The organism is Planomonospora algeriensis, assembly GCF_977012225.1.
In genome coordinates this window covers 1-18,395 of the sequence record NZ_CDRNDK010000084.1, presented here as the reverse complement: position 1 = coordinate 18,395, position 18,395 = coordinate 1, and the positions used below count along the sequence as shown (strand labels likewise).

Genomic DNA, 18,395 nt, shown 5'->3' with positions numbered 1-18,395 from the left:
TGCGTGTCTCCGACTCAGCCTGAGACCGATTCGGTGATGAGCGCGAGCTCGGCGGCCGCGAGCCGCAACGGCGCCGACTCCTGGCGTGCGCGGTCGAGTTCGGCCGCGCACGCCACCATCTCGGTGACCAGCCGGTCCCCTGAGAGGGGGTCGGCGGCCTCACCGAGTTCCAGTCGCGCACGGAGCATGGTCTCGGTGGCGAGCGGGACCAGGAGCGCGCGCTCCTGGCGGATCAACCCGGTCCGGGCCGCCTCGGCGCTGCGCAGGGCGAGACGCGGATCGCCGGTGGCCAGCTCGACCCGGGCGAGCATCAGGCGCGCCTCCGCGAGGGCCGTCCCCGCGCCCGCCGCCTCCAGCTCGGGCACCGCCTGGTCCAGCAGCACCCGTGCCTCACCGGGCAGGTGAGCCGAGACCAGGGCCTCGGCCAGGTCGCAGCGGACGGTGGCCAGCCGTTCCGGGTAGTCGAACAGGATCCGCTCCGCACGCCGGTAGGCGGTGAAGGCCGCGGGCAGGTCGCCGCGCCGGGCGGCGAGGAACGGCAGATTGCCCTCCGCCAGCGCGAGCACGTGGTCCAGCCCCGCGGCCCCGGCCAGTCCGGCGCTCCGCACCAGGTCGGCTTCGGCCGCCGTGAACTCCTCGAGGTACACGCGGGCGAGCCCCCGGTTCAGCGTCGCCCCGGCCAGGAAGGCGGGGTCGTCGCCGAGCACGCCCTCGGCGCGGTCGCAGTGGCGGACCGCTTCGTCGTAGCGGCCCAGCCGTACCAGGGCCGAGGCCCGGTTCACGTCGAGCCTGCCCGCCTCGACCGGGGTGAGGTACGGCTCGGCGGCCGCCGCGATCGTCAGGGCCTCGGCCGGGTGGCCGAGCTCGGTCCTGACGTGGACGAGGGAGAGCCGGGCCTGCGCGGCGCGCCGGGACAGACCGGCACGGAGCGCGATCCGCTCGGCGCGGCGCAGGTGCTCCTCGGCCAGGTGCAGATCCCCCAGCTCGCGCGCGGCCAGCGCCAGTGCGCGGTGCGCGACCGCGGAGGCTTCCTCCCGGGCCCCGGCGTCCAGGACGGAGCGGGCCAGAGCCCGCGCCCGGCTGGGGTCGCTGCAGGAGAGGCGGACCGCCTGCTCCGCCGTGGTGACGGCGTCCGTGGTGACGGCGTCTTCCGGGAGCGGGCCCTCCAGGGCTGTGTCTTTCCGGACGACGGCTTCCGGCGTGGCGGGCACGCCGGTGGGGGCGGCGGTCATTCAGGTCGGATCCGGGTCCAGCTGGTGGCGACGGGCGGATGTCCCGGACGGTGGCACACCACGCTGAACCAGCCGGGCGGCAGACCGACGACGGCGAACTGCCCCGTGGCGGAGAGCTCGCGCGACTCGGTCAGGCAGGGCGTGCGGACCTCCGCGCGCGCCCCCGTACCCGGAGGGGGGCAGACCCGCCCGGCCAGGTCGACCAGGCCTCCGGAGGAGTCGACGTCCAGGTCGACGGTGAGCCCGTCCACGCCGAAGCGGAGCAGGCGGGTCCGTCCGGCGGAGCGGATGCCGGAGGGCGCGGGCACGGCCAGCGGCCGGGCCGTGGCGGCGCCGGGGAGCCGCAGGCGGAAGGCCGCGCGGGCGGTGGCGGTGACCTCGTCGGGTACGGGATCGTGCCCCGAGGCCAGGCGGAGGGCGGCGATCAGGGACTCGTCATCGAAGGGGGGACCGGGGCAGGAGGGGGGCGGTGTCATGACGCCGCCTCCTGCGGGACGAGCAGGGAGCGGAGCCGGTCGAGACAGCGGCGCCGGGTCGGGCCGTAACTGCCGGTGGGCATGCCCAGGCGCCCGGCCAGCTGGCGGACGCCCGCGTCGGGAGCCGTCGCCATGAGACGGAACAGCGACCGGCAGGGCTCGTCCATGCTCTCCACGGCCCGCCACAGGCGGCGGCCCTCGTCGGCGGCCAGCACGGCCAGCACCGGGTCGGCGGAGTGCCCGGTCGGATCGGCGGGCTCGACCGGCTCGGCGGTCAGCTGCTCGCCCCGGCTCCGTCTCAGCAGGAGGGCGGCCTCGCGCCTGGCCGTGGTGCACAGCCAGGAGGCGATCCGCTCCGGGTCGCGGATGCCGGACAGGCTCTCGAGGAACCGCAGCCACGTCCCCTGCACGATGTCGGACGCGTCCGCCGCGCTCAGGCCGTGGGCGCGGACCACGGACCAGACGAGAGGGCCGAAGCGCTTGACCACCACGTCCCAGGCGTCCTGGTCTCCCGCCAGTACGGCCTCGATCGTGTGCTGGTCGACCACCGGCGCCTCCATGCCCGTCGGGCACCCAGGGCGCCCGTCTGATCACGTCGGGTGGAGACTTTACCTCGGGAGGGGGACGGCGACTCCCAGATCGGAGATCTGCCGGGCGCTCCGCGGGTCGAGGACGCGGGCCGCGGCCTCCTTCGGAGCCATGTCCCGGGCCGCCGAGGCGACGGCTCCGGCCACCACGGCGGTGGCGAAGGAGGTGCCGCTCCAGCGCGCGTAGCCCCGGAAGGCCCCGTACTCCAGGAAGGTGCTGGTCAGCCACTCGCCCCGGGCGCAGGCGTCCACCCAGGGGCCGTAGGCCGAGAACGGAGCCCGGTTCTCCTCCGCGGCGTCCAGGGCGCCCACGGCGACCGCCTCCGGCAGCGCGGCGGGCCAGAACGGGCGGTCCGAGGCGGTGTTGCCGGCGCAGGCGATCACCGCCGTGCCCGCCAGTTCGCCCAGTGCCGCCTCCACCAGGGGGGAGGGCCGGTCGTCGAAGGTGTGGCAGCCGAAGGAGAGATTGAGCACCTGCGGCGGGTCCTCGCGGAGCCGGGCCAGCGCCCGCAGCAGCCCCGCCTCGTCGCCGACGCCGCGCCCGTCCAGCACCTGGACGGGGCGGAGCCGGGCCCCGGGAGCCGACCGCAGGATCAGCCCGGCGATGAAGGTGCCGTGTCCCGCCTGGGCGTCCAGCACGCCGTCGCCGTCCGTGTCGGGAGCCTCGGAGAGCTCGCGCCGCCGCTCCAGGAACCAGGGGCTCTTCTCCCACCACGGGTGCGCGGTCAGACCGGTGTCGAGCACCGCGACGGTCACGGGGTCCTCGTCCGGAGGCGAGGCGGGGAGCGGCGCGGGTGCCGGCGCGGCGGGGAAGGGGCGGGACGCCGGGCCGCCGAAGAAAAGGGGCTGGCCCATCAGGATGTGGTTGGGGGAGGCCCGGTGGCCCCGGTCCCGGACCGCGGCGGCCAGGTCGCAGACGTCCACGCCGGGCGAGAGCCGTACCCGGAAGATCCCGTCGGCCTCCGCCGCCGCGGCGGTCCACCGGGAGACGGCCTCCATCCCGGCCGCGTCGGTCAGCAGCTGCCCGGCCCTGATCAGGGCGGGCGAGCCTGGGACGGGTTCGACCCGCACGATGTCGGCGTCCATATGGTCCTCCGGTGTCGGTCACCGCGTCAGTGGAAATCCTCTTCCCCGACCATGCCCTACGGGAATCTCCGGAGGGTGGAAGCCGGGATTTCTTTCCGCCGGTACCGCCTTCCGGGAGCCTTCCCCGAAGGGAACACCTGATCGATTTCGGCGGTCCATCTGGTAATGCGTTCGCAAAGCCGGGTAAAGAAACGGGACGGACTTCTCCGATCGAAACGGTACGGCCCGCCCGCCGCGATACGAGAGACACTCGCGTCGCACCATCTCGGCATGACCCCCCTCTGGTGCGATGTCGCGACCGACGGTAGTCTCTCCTACAGTCACTTGTGATCATCCGCGCACGAGGCCGTTGGGGAAGGCGCACCTCGTACGAAACGGGAGGTCCGGTGTCTGCTCGTGGCGTGCTTTACGTCCACTCGGCTCAGCCCGCGCTGTGCCCTCATATCGAATGGGCAGTCGCGGGTGTCCTTGGCGTACCCGTAGACCTGACGTGGACGCCGCAGCCCGCCGCGCCGGGCCATGTGCGCGCACAGGCCGAGTGGGAGGGGCGGGTGGGGACGGCCGCGGCCATCACCTCCTCGCTGATGGGCTGGCAGCGGATCCGCTTCGAGGTCACCGAGGACGCCTCCCCGGGCTCCGACGGGTCCCGCCACGCCTACACTCCGACGCTCGGCGCCTTCACGGCGGTGATCGGGGCCACGGGTGACATCCTCGTGCCCGAGGACCGGCTGCGCTCCGCCATGCTGCTGGCCCGCCAGGGCCGGGTGGTCTTAGAGGAGGAGCTGGACCGGCTGCTCGGCAAGCAGTGGGACGAGGAGCTCGAGTCGTTCCGCTACGCGGGAGAGGGCGCCCCGGTCCGCTGGCTGCACGCCGCCGTCTGAGGCCGGGTCCGTCTTCGCCCGGCTGCACGCCGCCGTCCGAGGCCGGGTCCGCGCCTTCCCTTCTCCGTGTCCCACCGCGCCTCATCGGCCTCTGGAGCGCTCCGGAGGTGTCTTGCCGCGCCGGGGCGGGTGAGCCACCCCGCCGGGCCGGTGCCGCCCGGCGGGGAACGCCGACGCCCGCACGGAGTGATCCGTGCGGGGCCGTCGGCGGTGTGTCAGAGGGGGATGTTGCCGTGGGCGCCGCGAGCCGGGGTGGCCTGGGCGAGGATCTTGGCGATGGCGCCGCGGGTCTCCTCGGGCTTGATCACCTCGTCCACCACGCCGAGCTCGATGGCCCGGTCCAAGCCGCCCGCGAGGATCTCGTGCTCCTCGGCGAGCCGCGCCTCCAGGGCCGAGCGCTCCTCCTCCGGAGCCGCCGCGATCTCGCGGCGCTTGAGGATGCGCACCGCGGCCAGCGCGCCCATCACCGCCACCTGGGTGGTCGGCCAGGCGAACACCTTGGTCGCCCCCAGGGAGCGGGAGTTCATCGCGATGTAGGCGCCGCCGTAGGCCTTGCGGGTCACCAGGGTGACCCTCGGCACGGAGGCCTCGGCGAAGGCGTGCAGCAGCTTGGCGCCGCGGCGCACCACGCCGTCGTGCTCCTGCCCGACCCCGGGCAGGTAGCCGGGCACGTCCACCAGCACGATCAGCGGCACCCCGAAGGCGTCGCACATGCGCACGAAGCGGGCGGCCTTCTCGGCGGAGGTGGAGTCCAGGCAGCCGCCCAGCCGCATGGGGTTGTTGGCGATCACCCCGACGGTCCGGCCCCCGAGGCGGCCCAGCGTGGTGACGATGTTCGGCGCCCACTTGGGGTGCAGTTCCACCCCGGGCTCGTCGAGCAGTCCCTTGACGAGGGGCTTGACGTCGTAGGCGCGGCGGGCGTTCTCCGGCAGCAGGCCGGAGAAGTCGACCTCTTCGACCTCGGTGCGGACGCGGCCCTGGTGGCCCAGGAGCACGGTCAGGCGGCGGGCCTGCAGGTAGGCGTCGGTCTCGCTCTTGGCGACCACGTGCACGACGCCGCTGCGCTTGCTGTGCGGCTCCGGGCCGCCGAGCGCGGCCATGTCGATCTGCTCGCCGGTGACGCTGCGGACCACGTCGGGCCCGGTGACGAAGATGCGGCCCTCCTGGGCGAGGATCACGATGTCGGTCAGCGCCGGGCCGTACGCCGCGCCGCCGGCGGCGGGCCGACGACCACGGAGAGCTGCGGGACCACCCCGGAGGCGCGGGTCATCGCGGCGAACACGCGGCCGACGGCGTGCAGGGACTCGACCCCCTCGGCCAGCCGGGCGCCACCGGAGTGCCACACGCCGACGACCGGGACCCGCTCGCGGACCGCGACGTCGTAGGCGTGCACGATGTGCTCGCAGCCCTCGCTGCCCATCGCGCCGCCCTGGACGCGGGCGTCGCTGCAGAACACGACGACCGGCACGCCCTCCATGCGGCCCATCGCGGCGAGCACGCCGCTGCGGTCCACCGGCGTGATCAGCCGGATCGACCCCTCGTCGAGGAGGGCCGCCAGGCGCACCTGGGGATCGCGGGGATCGGCCGCTTCCTCGGCCGCCTTGGCGGTCTCGGTGACCCCGGTGCCTTCGGCGGATCTGTTCTCGAGCACAGTCATGGCGGGCTCCTGTCAGAGGCTGGTGAAGGCGACGGCGACGTCGTGTCCGCCGAACCCGAAGGAGTTGTTGATCGCGGCGATCTGGCCGTCCGGCAGCTTGCGCGGGGCGCCGAGCACGAGGTCCACCTCGATGCCGTCGTCGAGGTCGTCCACGTTGATGGTGCCGGGGGCGATGCGCTCGTGCAGGGCGAGGACGGTGAAGACCGACTCGATGCCGCCGCGCCGCCGAGCAGGTGGCCGGTCATCGACTTGGTGCCGGTCACCAGCGGGTGACCGCCGATGACCTCCTTGATCGCGACGGTCTCCACCACGTCGCCCGCGGGGGTGGAGGTGGCGTGCGCGTTGACGTGCTTGATGTCCTGGCCGGTGAGACCGGAGTTCTCCAGGGCCCGGCGCATGGCCAGCATGACCCCGGCCCCGGTGGGCTCCGGCTGCGCGATGTGGTGGGCGTCGGCCGAGTAGCCGACGCCCGCGGCGACGGCGTAGACCTTCGCGCCGCGGGCCCGGGCGTGCTCCTCGGACTCCAGCACGACGATGCCCGCGCCCTCGCCGAGCACGAACCCGTCCCGGCTCCTGTCCCACGGGCGGGAGGCGCCCTGCGGGTCGTCGTTCCGGGTGGACATGGCGCGCATCGCGGCGAACGAACCGATGTTCAGCGGGTGGATGGCGGCCTCGGTGCCACCGGCCACGACCACGTCGGCCCGGCCCGAGCGGATCATCTCGATGGCGTAGCCGATCGACTCGGCGCCGGTGGCGCACGCGCTGACGGTGGCGTGCACGCCGGCCCGGGCCCCGACCTCGATGCCGATCCAGCCCGCCGGGCCGTTCGGCATCAGCATCGGGACGGTGAACGGCGAGAGCCGCTGCCAGCCCTTCTCCTTGAAGGTGTCGTAGGCGGCGAGGATCGTGGTGATGCCGCCGATCCCGCTGCCCACCACGACGCCGAGCCGTTCGGCGTCGACCTTCTCGATCCCGGCGTCGGCCCAGGCCTCGCGGGCCGCGACGAGCGCGAGCTGCTCGGCCCGGTCCAGCCGCCGTGCCTCCGGCCGGGGCAGCACCTCGGTCGGGTCCACGGCGGCGAAGGCGGCGAACTTCACCGGGACGGAATCGACCCAGTCCTCGGTGATGGTGCGTACCCCGGACCGACCGGCGAGGAGCGCCGACCAGGTCGAGGCGACATCTCCACCGAGGGGCGTCGTCGCGCCGAGCCCGGTGACGACGACACGTACCTGGTCTTTACTCACGTTCTGCGCTCCTTGTTCGTGCGGTCCGAGGGTTCGGTCGGGGACGTCCCGCCGTCAGCCCTGGATGAAGTTGATGACATCCTTGACGGTCTTGAGGTGCTTGAGCTGGTCGTCGGGGATCTCGACGCCGAACTCGTCCTGGGCGGCGACGGCGATCTCGACCATGGACAGCGAGTCGATGTCGAGGTCGTCCACGAAGTTCTTCTCCGGGGTGACCTCGGCGGCCGGGATGCCGGTGATCTCGTTGATGATCTTGCCGATACCAGCGAGGATCTCCTGCTCGGTCATGGCCATGTCGCGTGTTCTCCTTGGGGTCGGTGTTCTTCTCGGTCCGCGCGGCGGGGCCGCGCAGGTCTCAGGGGTCTTCTCAGGGGATCTCGACGACCTGACCGGCATAGGTCAGGCCGGCGCCGAAGCCGAGCAGCAGGGCGAGCCCGCCCGAGGGCACCTCGCCGCGCTCGATCATCCGGGACAGGGCCATCGGGATCGAGGCGGCGGAGGTGTTGCCCGCCAGCACGATGTCCTTGGCGACGACGGCGTTGCCGGCGCCTATCTTGCGGGCGATGGCCTCGATGATGCGCACGTTCGCCTGGTGGGGCACGAAGGCCGCGAGCTCGGCGGGGTCCACCCCGGCGCGCTCGCACGCCTGCCTGGCCACCGGGTGAAGCGCGGTGGTGGCCCAGCGGAACACGGTCTGGCCTTCCTGGTGGAGGAAGGAGTGGCGGTCCTTGACGATGATCGCGTCGGCCTTGTCACCGGCGCTGCCCCAGACCACCGGGCCGATGCCGGGGGTGTCGGACGGGCCGACGACCGCGGCGCCCGCGCCGTCGGCGAAGATCACCGCGGTGCTCCGGTCGGTCCAGTCGATCCAGGGGGAGAACTTCTCGGTGCCGACGACCAGGACGTTGGTGGCCGACCCCGCGCGGATCGCGTCGTTGGCGACCGCCAGCGCGTAGCAGAAGCCGGAGCAGGCGGTGTTCACGTCGAGTGCGCCGGGGGCGTCGATGCCGAGCCGGGTGGCCACCCTGCCCGCCGCGTTGGGGATCTGCGTCTCCAGGGTGCAGGTGGCGACGATCACCAGGTCGACGTCGGAGGCGGACAGGCCGCTCGCGGCGAGGGCCTTGCCGCCGGCCTGCACGGCCAGGTCGATCTCGGACTCGTTCTCGGCGATCCGGCGCTCCTGGATGCCGACCCGGCTGCGGATCCACTCGTCGCTGGTCTCCATCGTCTTCGACAGGTCGTCGTTGGTGACCACCTTGGACGGCTGGTAGTGGCCGAAGGCCAGGATCTTCGCGCCGGGGGCGCCCTGCGAGACCTTCATCCGTCGATCAGCTCCTCGTTCGCCGTACGGGCCGTTCGCGCCGCCGTACCGGATCCGCCGGGCGCGCACCGGTTCACTTCAGGACCGCCCGGGCGGCGTCCAGGTCGTCGGGGGTCTTCAGCGCCACGGTCGCGACGTCCCGGAGGGCGCGCTTGGCCAGGCCGGTGAGAGTGCCGCCGGGAAGCAGCTCGACCATCGCGGTGACGCCCCGCTCGGCCATGGTGGCCATGCAGGCGTCCCAGCGGACGGGGTTGGCGACCTGGTCGACCAGGCGCCCCAGGAACTCGCCGCCGTCGGTGACCACGGCGCCGTCGGCGTTGGACAGCAGGGCGACGGACGGGTCCCGGGGCGTGATCGAGGCGACGACCTCGCGCAGGTGGTCGACGGCCGGAGCCATGTGGGAGGTGTGGAACGCCCCCGCGACCGAGAGCGGCCTCAGCCGGGCCCGCGCGGGCGGTTCGGCCTGGAACTCCTCCAGCCGCTCCAGAGTGCCGCCGGCCACGATCTGGCCGGCGCCGTTGATGTTGGCCGGGGTGAGCCCGTGCTTGTCGATCGCGGCGAGCACGTCGTCCTCGACGCCGCCGAGCACCGCGACCATGCCGGTCTCGGTCACCGCGGCGGCCTTGGCCATGGCCTGGCCGCGCTCGCGCACCAGGGTCAGGGCCTGCTCGGGGGTGAGGACCCCGGCCAGGACCGCGGCGGTCAGCTCGCCGACGCTGTGGCCGGCGACGAGGCCGGGCGCGACCGCTCCCGCGGTCCCGGCGGTCGGGTCGAGAGGGACGCCGAGGGCCTCGGCGGCGGCCAGTCCGGCGGCCACGAGCAGCGGCTGGGCCACCGCGGTGTCGCGGATCGCGTCCGCGTCGGCGGTGGTCCCGCAGGCGATCAGGTCGAGGCCGACGACCTCGGACCAGGCGGACAGCCGATCCGCCAGGCCGGGTATCTCAAGCCATGGGGTCAGGAAGCCTGGGGTCTGGGCGCCTTGGCCCGGAGCGACGATGACGAGCACGAAATCCAGCCTGCCCTGTAGAAGTTAGCCACATGGATAGAGATCCGAACGAACTTGGTCCACAGTTTTTTGTAGGAAACCTACGGCAGAGGTTTCGCCCTGGTTAAGTAAGGGCCGATTAGATCACGGATGTTTCGGACAGCCGCCCGAGGATGAGGCCCACCTGCAGGGTGAAGGCCGAACGCCCTTCCGTCGGTTGGTATCCGGTCAACTCCGTGATCTTGCGCAGCCGGTAGCGGACCGTGTTCGGATGTACGAAGAGTAACCGAGCCGTCGCTTCGAGCGACGTACCCTGCTCCAGATACGTGGCGAGCGTGTCGAGCAGCGGAGTGCCGACCAGCGGCAGGTAGACGTTCTGGACCAGCTGGGTCCTGGCGGCCTCGTCACCGTCGATGGCCCGCTCGGCGAGCAGGTCCTCGGAGTGGACGGGGCGGGGGGGCGTCCGGCCATCCGGCGGCGGCGCGCAGGCCCGCGATCGCCGCCCGGGCCGAGCTGGCCGCGGTGTGCAGGTCGCTCACCTCGGGGCCGATCACGATCGGGCCGGGGCCGAAGCGCGGCACCACGTGCCTGGCCGCCGCGCTGACGCTGTCGGCTCCGCCCACGATCACGATCAGCTGGTCGCCCTGGACCCCGGCGAGCATGTCCATCCCGGCCCGGCGGCCCCGGTCGCGCAGGCCGTCGATCACCGCCTGGGGGTCGTCGTCGGGCGCCGCCCGGCGAGCACGACCACCGGCGAGGAGGTCCAGCCCAGCGCGGCGGCCCAGGAGTGCAGGCCGTCGTCCACCTCGCCGCGGACCAGCGCGTCCACGATCAGCGCCTCCAGGCGGGCGTCCCACGCCCCGCGGGCCTCCGCCTCGCGGGCGTAGACGTGGGCGGCGGCGAAGGCGACGTCGCGCGTGTAGCGGAGCATCGCCTGCTGCAGCTGGTCCTCCCCGCCCGGCGCGGCCAGCTCCCCGGTCCGGGCCTCGACCACCTCGACCACGATCCGGACGATGTCCACGGTCTGCTGCAGCGAGATCGACCGCTTCAGCTCCCGGGGCGCGGTGCCGAAGAACTCGATGCTGGGCGTCGGGCGTCCCTCGCCGGCGTGCTGGAACCACTCCACGAACGCGGCGATCCCGGCCTGCGCGACCAGCCCGACCCAGGACCTGTCCTCGGCGGACAGGACGCGGAACCACGGCAGCCGGTCTTCCATCCGGGCCATGGCCGCCGTGCCCAGGGTGCCCATGGCCCGTTCCAGCCTGCGCGTGGTGTCCTCGCGGATCTGATCGTTCACGCAATAAGAGTGCCAGGTCGAGCGGGATGCGAGAGCCGCGCCGCCGCTGTCGCGGGCGGAGCGGCCCCGCGGTACGACGCCGTACGGCGAGGGCCTAGATGACGGCCACGGCGGTGATCAGGCCGATGGCCAGGTGCGTGACGGCCAGCAGGCGGGTGCCGGGCTGCAGGTCGGGCTCGGCGACCAGCTCGCGGACGGAGATGCCGGCGACCTTGTCGAAGGCGATCATCCCCACGGTCTGCACGGCGATGCCCACCAGCCCGAAGACCGCGGTGGCCAGCAGGCCCTCCTGCAGGGCGCCCCCGGAGGACCAGATCGAGGCCGCGACGATCAGGCCCACGGCGGCCAGCCCGGAGGTGGTGAGCAGGGTCGCGTTGGGGTTGCGGTCGGTCTTGATCAGCTGGCTCAGCTTGCCGGGGATGGCCAGGTCGATCACGTAGAAGCCGATGATCAGCAGGATCACGCCGAGCACCGCGTAGCAGGCGATGGCCAGCGAGCCCCGGCCGAGGAGCTCGGCGAGGGAGACGGTCTCGGTGCCGAGCGTGGTGGGGACCGGCTGCGGGCTGGGGCTCATGTGGTTCTCTCCGTGCTGTGGGGTTCGGTGTACTGGGAGGATCGGCGGCCGGGGCCCGGAGGGCGCGGTCCGCGCGGGTCTACGGTCCGATGCGGTGTGGGACGAAGGACGAGGTGTTGTCGGTGATCAGGCCGGAGGTCTCCCGGATGCCCAGGCCGGCGGCCTCGTCGCAGACCACCCAGGCGCCGAGCACCGGCCGCTGGCCGTCGAAGACCGGCAGGGGCTCGAACGCCTGGTGGACGTGGCCCTCGGCGCCGTAGCCGCCGCCGGTCCGCACGGTTCCGTCCGGGCCGGTGACGGTCATGCCCGCGCCCTCCCGGCCGAGCAGCGGCTTGGTGATGTGCGCGGGCAGGTCGCGGGGGCCGTCGAGGTAGGCGGGCAGCAGGTTCGGGTGGCCGGGGTACAGCTCCCAGAGGATCGCGAGCAGCGCCTTGTTCGACAGCAGCATCTTCCACAGCGGCTCGATCCAGGTCATCGAGACCTGCTGGCGTACGGCGTCGGCCCCGAACGGGTCGGCGACCGCCCACTCCCACGGGTAGAGCTTGCACAGGGTCCGGATCGCCCGGCCCTCCACGTCGACGAAGCGGAGGTTGAGCGGGTCCCAGCCGATGTCCTCCATGGCCACCGAGACGGTCGTGAGCCCCGCCTGGACGGCGGTCTCCTGGAGGTAGGCGAGGGTCATCGCCTCCTCGCCGGTCTCGTCCATGGCGGTCCAGGCGAAGTGCGCGGGCCCGGTGGGCAGCTCCGCCGAGATCTGCCGCCACCGGTCGATCAGCCGCTCGTGGATGGAGTTCCACTGGTCGCCGCCGGGGTGGACGTCCTGCAGCCAGAACCACTGCACGACGGAGCTCTCCAGCAGGCTGGTCGGGGTGTCGGCGTTGTACTCCAGCAGCTTGGCCGGGCCCGTGCCGTCGTAGCGCAGGTCGAAGCGGCCGTACAGGTGCGGGTCGCGCCGCTCCCAGGAGCGGGTGATCTCCGGCGCGACCCACTCGGGGATCGCGAAGTCGCGGTAGCGGCCGGCGGCGATGACGTGCTCCACCGCGTGCAGGCACATCCGGTGCAGCTCGTCGACCTGCTCCTCCAGGGCCAGGACCTCGTCCATGGAGAAGACGTAGTGCACGCTCTCGTCCCAGTAGGGGCGGCCCAGGCCGCCGGGGTGGGCGGAGCGGTGGTAGGCCAGGCCGTGGTCCTCGATGGTCTTCTCCCAGCCGTCGCGGGGAGGCGAGCTCTCGCGTCTCATCGGCCGGGGTCAGCTGCCGCTGGAGCCGCGGCCGCCGAATCCGCCGCGCTGGATCACGGTGCCCTTGCCGCGGCTGACGATGCCGACGTCGGAGGGTTTGACGGTGGTGCCCCTGGCCACCCGGGTGCCGGTCCGGGTACCGCCGTAGTACCAGCCGTAGGCACCGTGGGAGCCGTGGTAGCGGACGGTGCCGTCGTCGTCGCAGTAGTCCTCGTCGACGACCTCGTAGGAACCGTCGGGCAACTGGTTGTCGAGGTTGACGCAGTCGGCTCCGACCTCCTCGTAGTCGTCCTGGGCCGCGCAGGCCCCGACGACGAGGAGCGAGACGATTCCGATTCCGGTGATCGTGATGGCGGTGGACGCCTTCGAACCCGGCTTCTTAGGGACGGGTTTGCGAGGGGGTTGCTGCGCCATCGGGTGTTTCTGCGCCATCGAGCTCCAATGCGAAGTGTCGAGACAGGTTATCCGTGGTCTTTTGACTGTTCAACCGGTTGAAGGGGCCCAAAGGTTCCCTTTCCGGGGAGTGTCGGTGCTGGCGCGTACCGTCGGAGTGTGAACCGTACCGACCGTCTCTACGCCCTGGTCGAGGAATTGCGCGCGGCCTCGCCCCGGCCCCGCTCCGCGCGGGAGCTCGCGGCCGGGTTCGAGGTGAGCGTGCGCACGGTCGAGCGCGACATCTCCGCGCTCCAGCAGTCCGGGGTGCCGATCTACGCCGAGCCCGGCAGGCGCGGCGGCTACGTGCTGGACAAGAGCGTGTCGCTGCCGCCGCTCAACTTCACCCCCGCCGAGGCGGTCGCGGTGGCCGTGGCGCTCAGCGAGGCCTCCGGCAGTCCTTTCGCCCTGCACGCCCGCAGCGCGCTGCGCAAGCTGGTGGCCGCGATGCCCGCGCCGGAGGGGGAGCGGGCCAGGCGGCTGGCCGCCCGGGTCCACCTGCTCGTCGAGCCGGAGCCGTACCCCCGAGTGTCCCGGGTGATCGAGCGCGCGCTGCTGCGCCGGCGCGTGCTGGCGATCGAGTACACCGACGTCAAGGGCGAGGCGACCCGGCGCGAGGTGGAGCCCGCCGTCTTCGTGGGCGGGCGCGGCGGCCACTGGTATCTCGTGGGGTGGTGCCGGCTCCGCCGCGACGTGCGGGTCTTCCGGCTCGACCGGATCAGCGAGGCGGAGGAGACGGACGAGCCCTCGCCCGAGCACCCGCCGGAGCGGTTCGCGCCGCAGGTACCCGGACTGGTCTTCGGAAATCTGGAACTGGATTGAAAACACCGACATAGGGTTGTCGCGGAGCCGGTTCATCGTAGAGGTGTTCGAGAAGACCACTCCGAGGAGAGCACTTGATGATCAACACCGTGGCCTGGTTCGAGATCGCCACCGACGACCCGCAGGGCGCGGAGAAGTTCTACGGCGAGCTGTTCGGCTGGTCCTTCGACGCCGACGAGGAGTCGGCCAAGGGCGGCATGGACTACCGGCTCGTCGGCTATCCCGGCGGCGACGGGCCCAAGGGCGGCCTGTACGCCAACGGCGGGGCGTTCCCGAACCACGCGGTCTTCTCCGTGCTCGTCGCCGACACCGAGGCGACCTGCGCGCGGGTGGAGAGCCTGGGCGGAGAGGTCGTCTTCAAGGCGGTCGGCAACGAGCACGGCCCCGACTTCGCCTACGTCCGCGACGTCTCGGGCAACCTGTTCGGCGTCTTCACCCCGCCGGGCGCGGCGGCCGGGGCGTAACCGCCGGGGCGGCCGGCGCTCCGGCCTGTCCGCGGTCCGTCCCGCGGGCTCTCACCGGCCCGCGCGGGAGGGGTCCGGCCGGTCTCCGAGGGCGAGGAGCGCCTCGCGCAGGAGGCCGGCCAGGGCCCGCGCGGCGGGTTCGGGAACGTCCGCGAAGAGCTTCCGGTGGGCCTTGCCGGTCTCCGTGACGAGCTCCTCGGTCAGCCGGACGCCCTCGGGGGTCAGGCGGACCCAGGAACTGCGCCCGTCGGCGGGGTCGGGCTCGCGCTCGGCGAGCCCGGCGGAGGTGAGCCGCTGCAGGATGTTGCTGGTCCCGCCGGTGGTGAGCGAGGACAGGGAGGCGAGCCGGCTGGGCTTGAGGCGGTACGGGGCGCCGGACCGGCGCAGCGTCGCCAGGACGTCGAAGTCGGCGTAGGTCAGGCCGTACCCGCCGAGCACGGCCTGGGTGGCCTCCTCGATCCGGTGCTTCAGCCGGGCGACCCGCTTGACGATCTCCAGCTCGACGGTCGCGGCTCCCGGCAGTTCGGCCTGCCAGTCCGCGACCAGCTCGTCGACCCGGTCCATCTCTCCCCTTGCCATGGGGTTGAGGGTATCCCTCCCGCCTGATAGCTTTCAGAAAAGCTTTTGTGATTGCTATCAGGAAAGGGATGTCCTGTGCGACTGCTCATCACCGGTGGGAGCGTGATCGACACCGAGCCGGAGCCGCGGGTCCGGTCCGGAGCCGACGTGCTCGTCGAGGACGGGGTGATCGCCGCCGTCGGCCCGGGACTCGGCGCCGCCGCCGACCGGACCGCCGATCGGACCATCGACACCATCGACGCCGCGGGGATGCTCGTGCTCCCCGGCTTCGTCGACACCCACCGCCACCTCTGGCAGAGCGCCCTGCGCGCCGTCGCGGCCGACGCGACGCTCGGCGACTACCTCGCGCTCGTGCTCGGCCGCCTCGCCCCCGCCTACCGGCCCGAGGACGTCCACGCGGCAGGCCTGTGGGGCGCGCTGGAGGCGCTCGACGCCGGGGTCACCACCGTCTTCGACTGGTCGCACATCCAGCGGACCCCCGAGCACACCGACGCCGCGATCCAGGCCCTGCGGGACTCCGGCATCCGGGCGGTGTTCGGATACGCCCACCCCGCCCCCGGCGCGCGCCGGGAGGACGAGGTACGGCGTGCCGCCGGGCTGCTCGGGCCGGCCGGTACGGTCACCCCGGCCCTCGCGGCCATGGGACCGGTCTACGGGCCGGTGGACGAGGCGCGGGCCGACTGGCGGCTCGCCCGCGAACTCGGGCTCCGGGTCAGCCTGCACGCGACCGGGACCGGCGCGGCCGAGCGGCTGCACGAGGCCGGGCTGCTCGGCCCGGACACCGTGTTCGTGCACGGCAACGGGTTCACCGACGAGGCCGTGAAATTGATCGCGGACAGCGGGGCCGCCGCCTCCGTGGCGCCCGCGGTGGAGATGCAGATGGGGCACGGCCACCCGGAGACCGGCAGGTTCCGCCGGGCGGGGATCCGCACCGGGCTCGGCGTCGACACGGTGGTGGACACCCCGGGGGACATGTTCGCCGTCATGCGTGCCGCGTTCGCGGCCGAGCGGGTGCGCGGGGGCGCCTTGACCGCGGCCGACGTGCTCCGGATGGCCACGATCGAGGGGGCGGCCGTGCTGGGCCTACAGGACCGGATCGGCTCGCTGCGCCCCGGCAAGCAGGCCGACCTGGTGCTGCTGCGCACCGGCACGCCCCGTCTGGCCCCGGTCCACGACCCGGTCGGCGCGGTGGTCACCGCCGCCGGGCCGGGCGACGTGGACACCGTGCTGGTCGCCGGGCGGGTCGTGAAGCGGGCGGGCCGGCTGCTCCACGCCGACCTGCCCGCCGTGCTCGACCGGGTGTCCCGCTCGGCGGCCCGGCTCGCGGCGGCGGCCGGGACGGGCGCCTGACGGTCCCCCGCCTCCCGGAGCGCCGCCCGACGGCCCGGTGCGGCGTCATGACGGCCGGATCCGGTCCGCGGCGACGACCACGACGATGCCCAGGGCCGCCAGGATCAGGTTCGCGAAGATCTCGTATCCGGCGAAGAGGTCCACCCGCTCGACGACCACGCGGTTGAAGAAGTTGAGGAACGGGCTCATGAACGGCTGGACGGCCACCTGGTCGATGGTTCCGCTGACGCCCTGGAGGGCCAGGAGGACCCCCAGCGCCTGAATGGGACTGCGCATGAGCCGACGGTAGGAGGGCACGGCCGCCGCGGGGATCGGCCGACGGGATCGTCCTCCCCGACCGAGGTCGCGTCTCCGGCGCGGATCCACCGACGAAAGTCGTACGCGGTGGTACCGCTGTGATCTCGATCCGGCCGCCGGACCGGCCCCGCTCCCCGAGATGTGTGATGTTCGGGCAAAGCGCCGTGTCACGAGGGGTCGGCGATGTCGGAGATCACGTCGCTGCGGCCGGGGGACCCGCCGCGGCTGGGGGACTACGAACTGCTGGGCATCCGGCCGAGGACGGCGCGGAGGTCTCCGACGAGGTGCTCGCCGAGGGCGTCCAGGCCGCCACGGCCGACCTGACCCGCGACGGGATCGCAGTCCCGGCCCGGCGGTCCCTCCGTCGCCGGCCCCTCGTCCTGGGCGGGACGCGGAGGCCCCGCCGCGGTCACACGGGGCAGGTGGTCCCCTCCGCGGGGACCTTCCCCTCCAGCAGGTAGGCGTCGGTGACCTTCTTCACGCAGACGTCGCCCGACAGGTAGGCGCCGTGGCCCTCGCCCTTGTAGGTGACCAGCACGCCCGTCTTCAGCTGGGCGGTCAGCTTCGGCCCCCACTCGTACGGCGTGGCGGGGTCGCCGGTGCCGGCGATCACCACGATCGGGGCGGAACCGGAGGCGTCGATCTTCATGGCCGCGTCGTCGCCGGGGACCGGCCAGGACGAGCAGATGGTCCCCATGCCGGCGCTGCCGAACAGCGGGGAGATCTTCAGCGCCTGCTTCTCGGTCTCCAGCAGCTCCGCCTCGTCGGGCCGCTCGGCGGTGTCCACGCAGCTGATGGCGGGGAAGCTGCTCATGACCGTGCTGTAGGAGCCGTCGGAGCCGCGGCCGGTGTAGCTGTCGGCCAGGAAGAGCAGCCCCCGGCCGTCGCCCTTGACCGCCAGGGCCAGGACCTGGTCGAGAAGCGGCCAGGTCTGCTCGGAGTAGAGGGCGGCGGCGATGCCGGTGCCCGCCAGCCCCTGGGTGAGCTCCCGGTCGCCGACCTTGAGCGGCTCGTCGTTCAGCCGGTCCATCAGGGCCTCGATGTTCCGGTTCGCGGCGTCGGCGTCCTGGCCGATCTTGCACTGGCGGTCCTTGACGCAGTCCTTCAGGAAGGCCTCGTAGGCCTTCTGGAAACCGGCCGTCTGGACCAGGGTGCGCTCCTTCATCGAGACGCTGGGGTCCAGCGGGGCGTCCAGCACGAAGCGGCCCACCTTCTGGGGGTAGCGGGTCGCGTAGACCGCGCCGAGCTGCGTGCCGTACGACATGCCGAGGTAGTTGAGCCGTTCGTCGCCCAGCGCCGCGCGGATGCGGTCCATGTCCTCGGCGGCGCTGACGGTGCCGACGTGCGCCAGGACCTTTCCTGAGGTCTTGCCGCAGGCGGCGGTGAACTCCTCGACGATCCGCTCGATCTCCGCCCGCTCGGCCGCGTCCTCGGGCACGCTGTCGACGGAGGTGAACTCGTCCATCTCCGCGGTGCCGCCGCACCGGACGCCGGAGCTGCGCTCCACCCGCGGGGGTCGAAACTGACCAGGTCGTAGCGGGCGCCGAGGGAGCCGAGGGCCTTGGCGGCCTGGGCCAGGGTGTCGACGCCCGAGGCGCCGGGACCGCCGAAGTTGAACAGCAGGGAGCCGATCCGCTCCCCGGGGCCGGTGGCCTTGACGCGGATGAGGGCCAGGTCGATCGTCCCGGCGGCGGGGTCGGCGTAGTCGAGCGGCACGGCCAGCTTCCCGCACTGCTGGTCCGGGGCCGGGGTTGCGACGCCCTGGCCGTCGGCGCGCTTGATGTCGGTGCAGGGCCCCCAGGAGATCGGGCCCGACGGCGCGGCGGAGCCGCTCGGGGCGGCCGTCCCGCCTTCGCCGCCGCCGTCTCCGC

At 73.1% G+C, this 18,395-nt stretch carries 17 protein-coding genes and 3 pseudogenes; 4 read left to right on the top strand and 16 right to left on the bottom strand.

Features of this window, described 5'->3' with window-relative positions:
* Positions 1-14 precede the first annotated feature (14 nt).
* Genes ACWJ6R_RS12025 through ACWJ6R_RS12010 form a run of 4 tightly spaced genes read right to left on the bottom strand, consistent with a single transcriptional unit; the run spans position 15 to position 3,381 of the window.
* Positions 15-1,232: a hypothetical protein gene (locus ACWJ6R_RS12025; RefSeq protein ID WP_449062295.1), complete on the bottom strand. Its 1,218-nt coding sequence runs from the start codon at positions 1,230-1,232 to the stop codon at positions 15-17.
* Entirely contained in the window at positions 1,229-1,708 is a 480-nt protein-coding gene (locus ACWJ6R_RS12020) for a hypothetical protein (protein WP_449062294.1), read from the bottom strand. Before ACWJ6R_RS12020 ends, ACWJ6R_RS12025 begins: the two co-directional genes overlap by 4 nt.
* Positions 1,705-2,256 carry an RNA polymerase sigma factor gene (locus tag ACWJ6R_RS12015; RefSeq protein ID WP_449062293.1) on the bottom strand — a complete coding sequence of 184 codons (552 nt, stop codon included), beginning with the start codon at positions 2,254-2,256 and terminating at the stop codon, positions 1,705-1,707. The genes ACWJ6R_RS12020 and ACWJ6R_RS12015 overlap by 4 nt, the downstream gene beginning before the upstream one ends.
* A 60-nt stretch (positions 2,257-2,316) precedes the next feature.
* A complete protein-coding gene (locus ACWJ6R_RS12010; protein WP_449062292.1) occupies positions 2,317-3,381 on the bottom strand; it encodes a S8 family peptidase in 1,065 nt (354 codons plus the stop codon).
* Between the two features lie 386 nt (positions 3,382-3,767).
* Here ACWJ6R_RS12010 and ACWJ6R_RS12005 point away from each other — a divergent pair, with 386 nt between their 5' ends.
* Positions 3,768-4,262 carry a DUF3145 domain-containing protein gene (locus ACWJ6R_RS12005; protein WP_068898656.1) on the top strand — a complete coding sequence of 165 codons (495 nt, stop codon included), beginning with the start codon at positions 3,768-3,770 and terminating at the stop codon, positions 4,260-4,262.
* 215 nt (positions 4,263-4,477) lie between these two features.
* Here ACWJ6R_RS12005 and ACWJ6R_RS12000 read toward each other — a convergent pair.
* From ACWJ6R_RS12000 to ACWJ6R_RS11960, 9 genes and pseudogenes are all read right to left on the bottom strand, one after another.
* A pseudogene (locus tag ACWJ6R_RS12000) lies at positions 4,478-5,919 on the bottom strand (acyl-CoA carboxylase subunit beta).
* A gap of 12 nt (positions 5,920-5,931) precedes the next feature.
* A pseudogene (fabF, locus tag ACWJ6R_RS11995) lies at positions 5,932-7,163 on the bottom strand (beta-ketoacyl-ACP synthase II).
* Positions 7,164-7,217: 54 nt separating this feature from the next.
* Positions 7,218-7,457 (bottom strand): acyl carrier protein, encoded by a 240-nt coding sequence (locus tag ACWJ6R_RS11990; protein ID WP_068898652.1) that lies wholly within the window; start codon positions 7,455-7,457, stop codon positions 7,218-7,220.
* 73 nt (positions 7,458-7,530) lie between these two features.
* Complete coding sequence (locus tag ACWJ6R_RS11985) at positions 7,531-8,484, bottom strand: beta-ketoacyl-ACP synthase III (RefSeq protein WP_449062291.1); 954 nt, start codon at positions 8,482-8,484, stop codon at positions 7,531-7,533.
* A gap of 73 nt (positions 8,485-8,557) precedes the next feature.
* The gene (locus ACWJ6R_RS11980) at positions 8,558-9,490 is read right to left on the bottom strand and encodes an ACP S-malonyltransferase (protein WP_449062290.1); all 933 of its coding nucleotides are present in this window, start codon (positions 9,488-9,490) and stop codon (positions 8,558-8,560) included.
* Positions 9,491-9,608: 118 nt separating this feature from the next.
* Positions 9,609-10,718: pseudogene (locus ACWJ6R_RS11975) on the bottom strand (PucR family transcriptional regulator).
* A 142-nt stretch (positions 10,719-10,860) separates the two neighbouring features.
* Positions 10,861-11,340, bottom strand: a complete 480-nt coding sequence (locus ACWJ6R_RS11970; protein WP_449062289.1) for a DUF350 domain-containing protein — start codon at positions 11,338-11,340, stop codon at positions 10,861-10,863.
* 79 nt (positions 11,341-11,419) lie between these two features.
* Positions 11,420-12,580 carry a glutathionylspermidine synthase family protein gene (locus ACWJ6R_RS11965; protein WP_449062288.1) on the bottom strand — a complete coding sequence of 387 codons (1,161 nt, stop codon included), beginning with the start codon at positions 12,578-12,580 and terminating at the stop codon, positions 11,420-11,422.
* Positions 12,581-12,589: 9 nt separating this feature from the next.
* Entirely contained in the window at positions 12,590-13,012 is a 423-nt protein-coding gene (locus ACWJ6R_RS11960) for a hypothetical protein (RefSeq protein WP_449062287.1), read from the bottom strand.
* A 120-nt stretch (positions 13,013-13,132) separates the two neighbouring features.
* On the opposite strand from ACWJ6R_RS11960, the gene ACWJ6R_RS11955 reads away from it, so the two are divergent.
* Positions 13,133-13,834: a helix-turn-helix transcriptional regulator gene (locus ACWJ6R_RS11955; RefSeq protein ID WP_449062286.1), complete on the top strand. Its 702-nt coding sequence runs from the start codon at positions 13,133-13,135 to the stop codon at positions 13,832-13,834.
* 77 nt (positions 13,835-13,911) lie between these two features.
* On the top strand, positions 13,912-14,298 hold the full coding sequence (locus tag ACWJ6R_RS11950; RefSeq protein WP_449062285.1) for a VOC family protein: 387 nt from the start codon (positions 13,912-13,914) through the stop codon (positions 14,296-14,298).
* A 51-nt stretch (positions 14,299-14,349) separates the two neighbouring features.
* Here ACWJ6R_RS11950 and ACWJ6R_RS11945 read toward each other — a convergent pair whose 3' ends face one another.
* Positions 14,350-14,877: a MarR family winged helix-turn-helix transcriptional regulator gene (locus tag ACWJ6R_RS11945; protein WP_449062284.1), complete on the bottom strand. Its 528-nt coding sequence runs from the start codon at positions 14,875-14,877 to the stop codon at positions 14,350-14,352.
* 75 nt (positions 14,878-14,952) lie between these two features.
* On the opposite strand from ACWJ6R_RS11945, the gene ACWJ6R_RS11940 reads away from it, so the two are divergent.
* The gene (locus ACWJ6R_RS11940) at positions 14,953-16,227 is read left to right on the top strand and encodes an amidohydrolase family protein (protein ID WP_449062283.1); all 1,275 of its coding nucleotides are present in this window, start codon (positions 14,953-14,955) and stop codon (positions 16,225-16,227) included.
* A gap of 45 nt (positions 16,228-16,272) precedes the next feature.
* Here ACWJ6R_RS11940 and ACWJ6R_RS11935 read toward each other — a convergent pair whose 3' ends face one another.
* Both ACWJ6R_RS11935 and ACWJ6R_RS11930 read right to left on the bottom strand, forming a co-directional pair.
* On the bottom strand, positions 16,273-16,503 hold the full coding sequence (locus ACWJ6R_RS11935; RefSeq protein ID WP_449062282.1) for a hypothetical protein: 231 nt from the start codon (positions 16,501-16,503) through the stop codon (positions 16,273-16,275).
* A gap of 430 nt (positions 16,504-16,933) precedes the next feature.
* Positions 16,934-18,031: an alpha/beta hydrolase gene (locus ACWJ6R_RS11930; protein WP_449062281.1), complete on the bottom strand. Its 1,098-nt coding sequence runs from the start codon at positions 18,029-18,031 to the stop codon at positions 16,934-16,936.
* Positions 18,032-18,395: the final 364 nt, after the last annotated feature.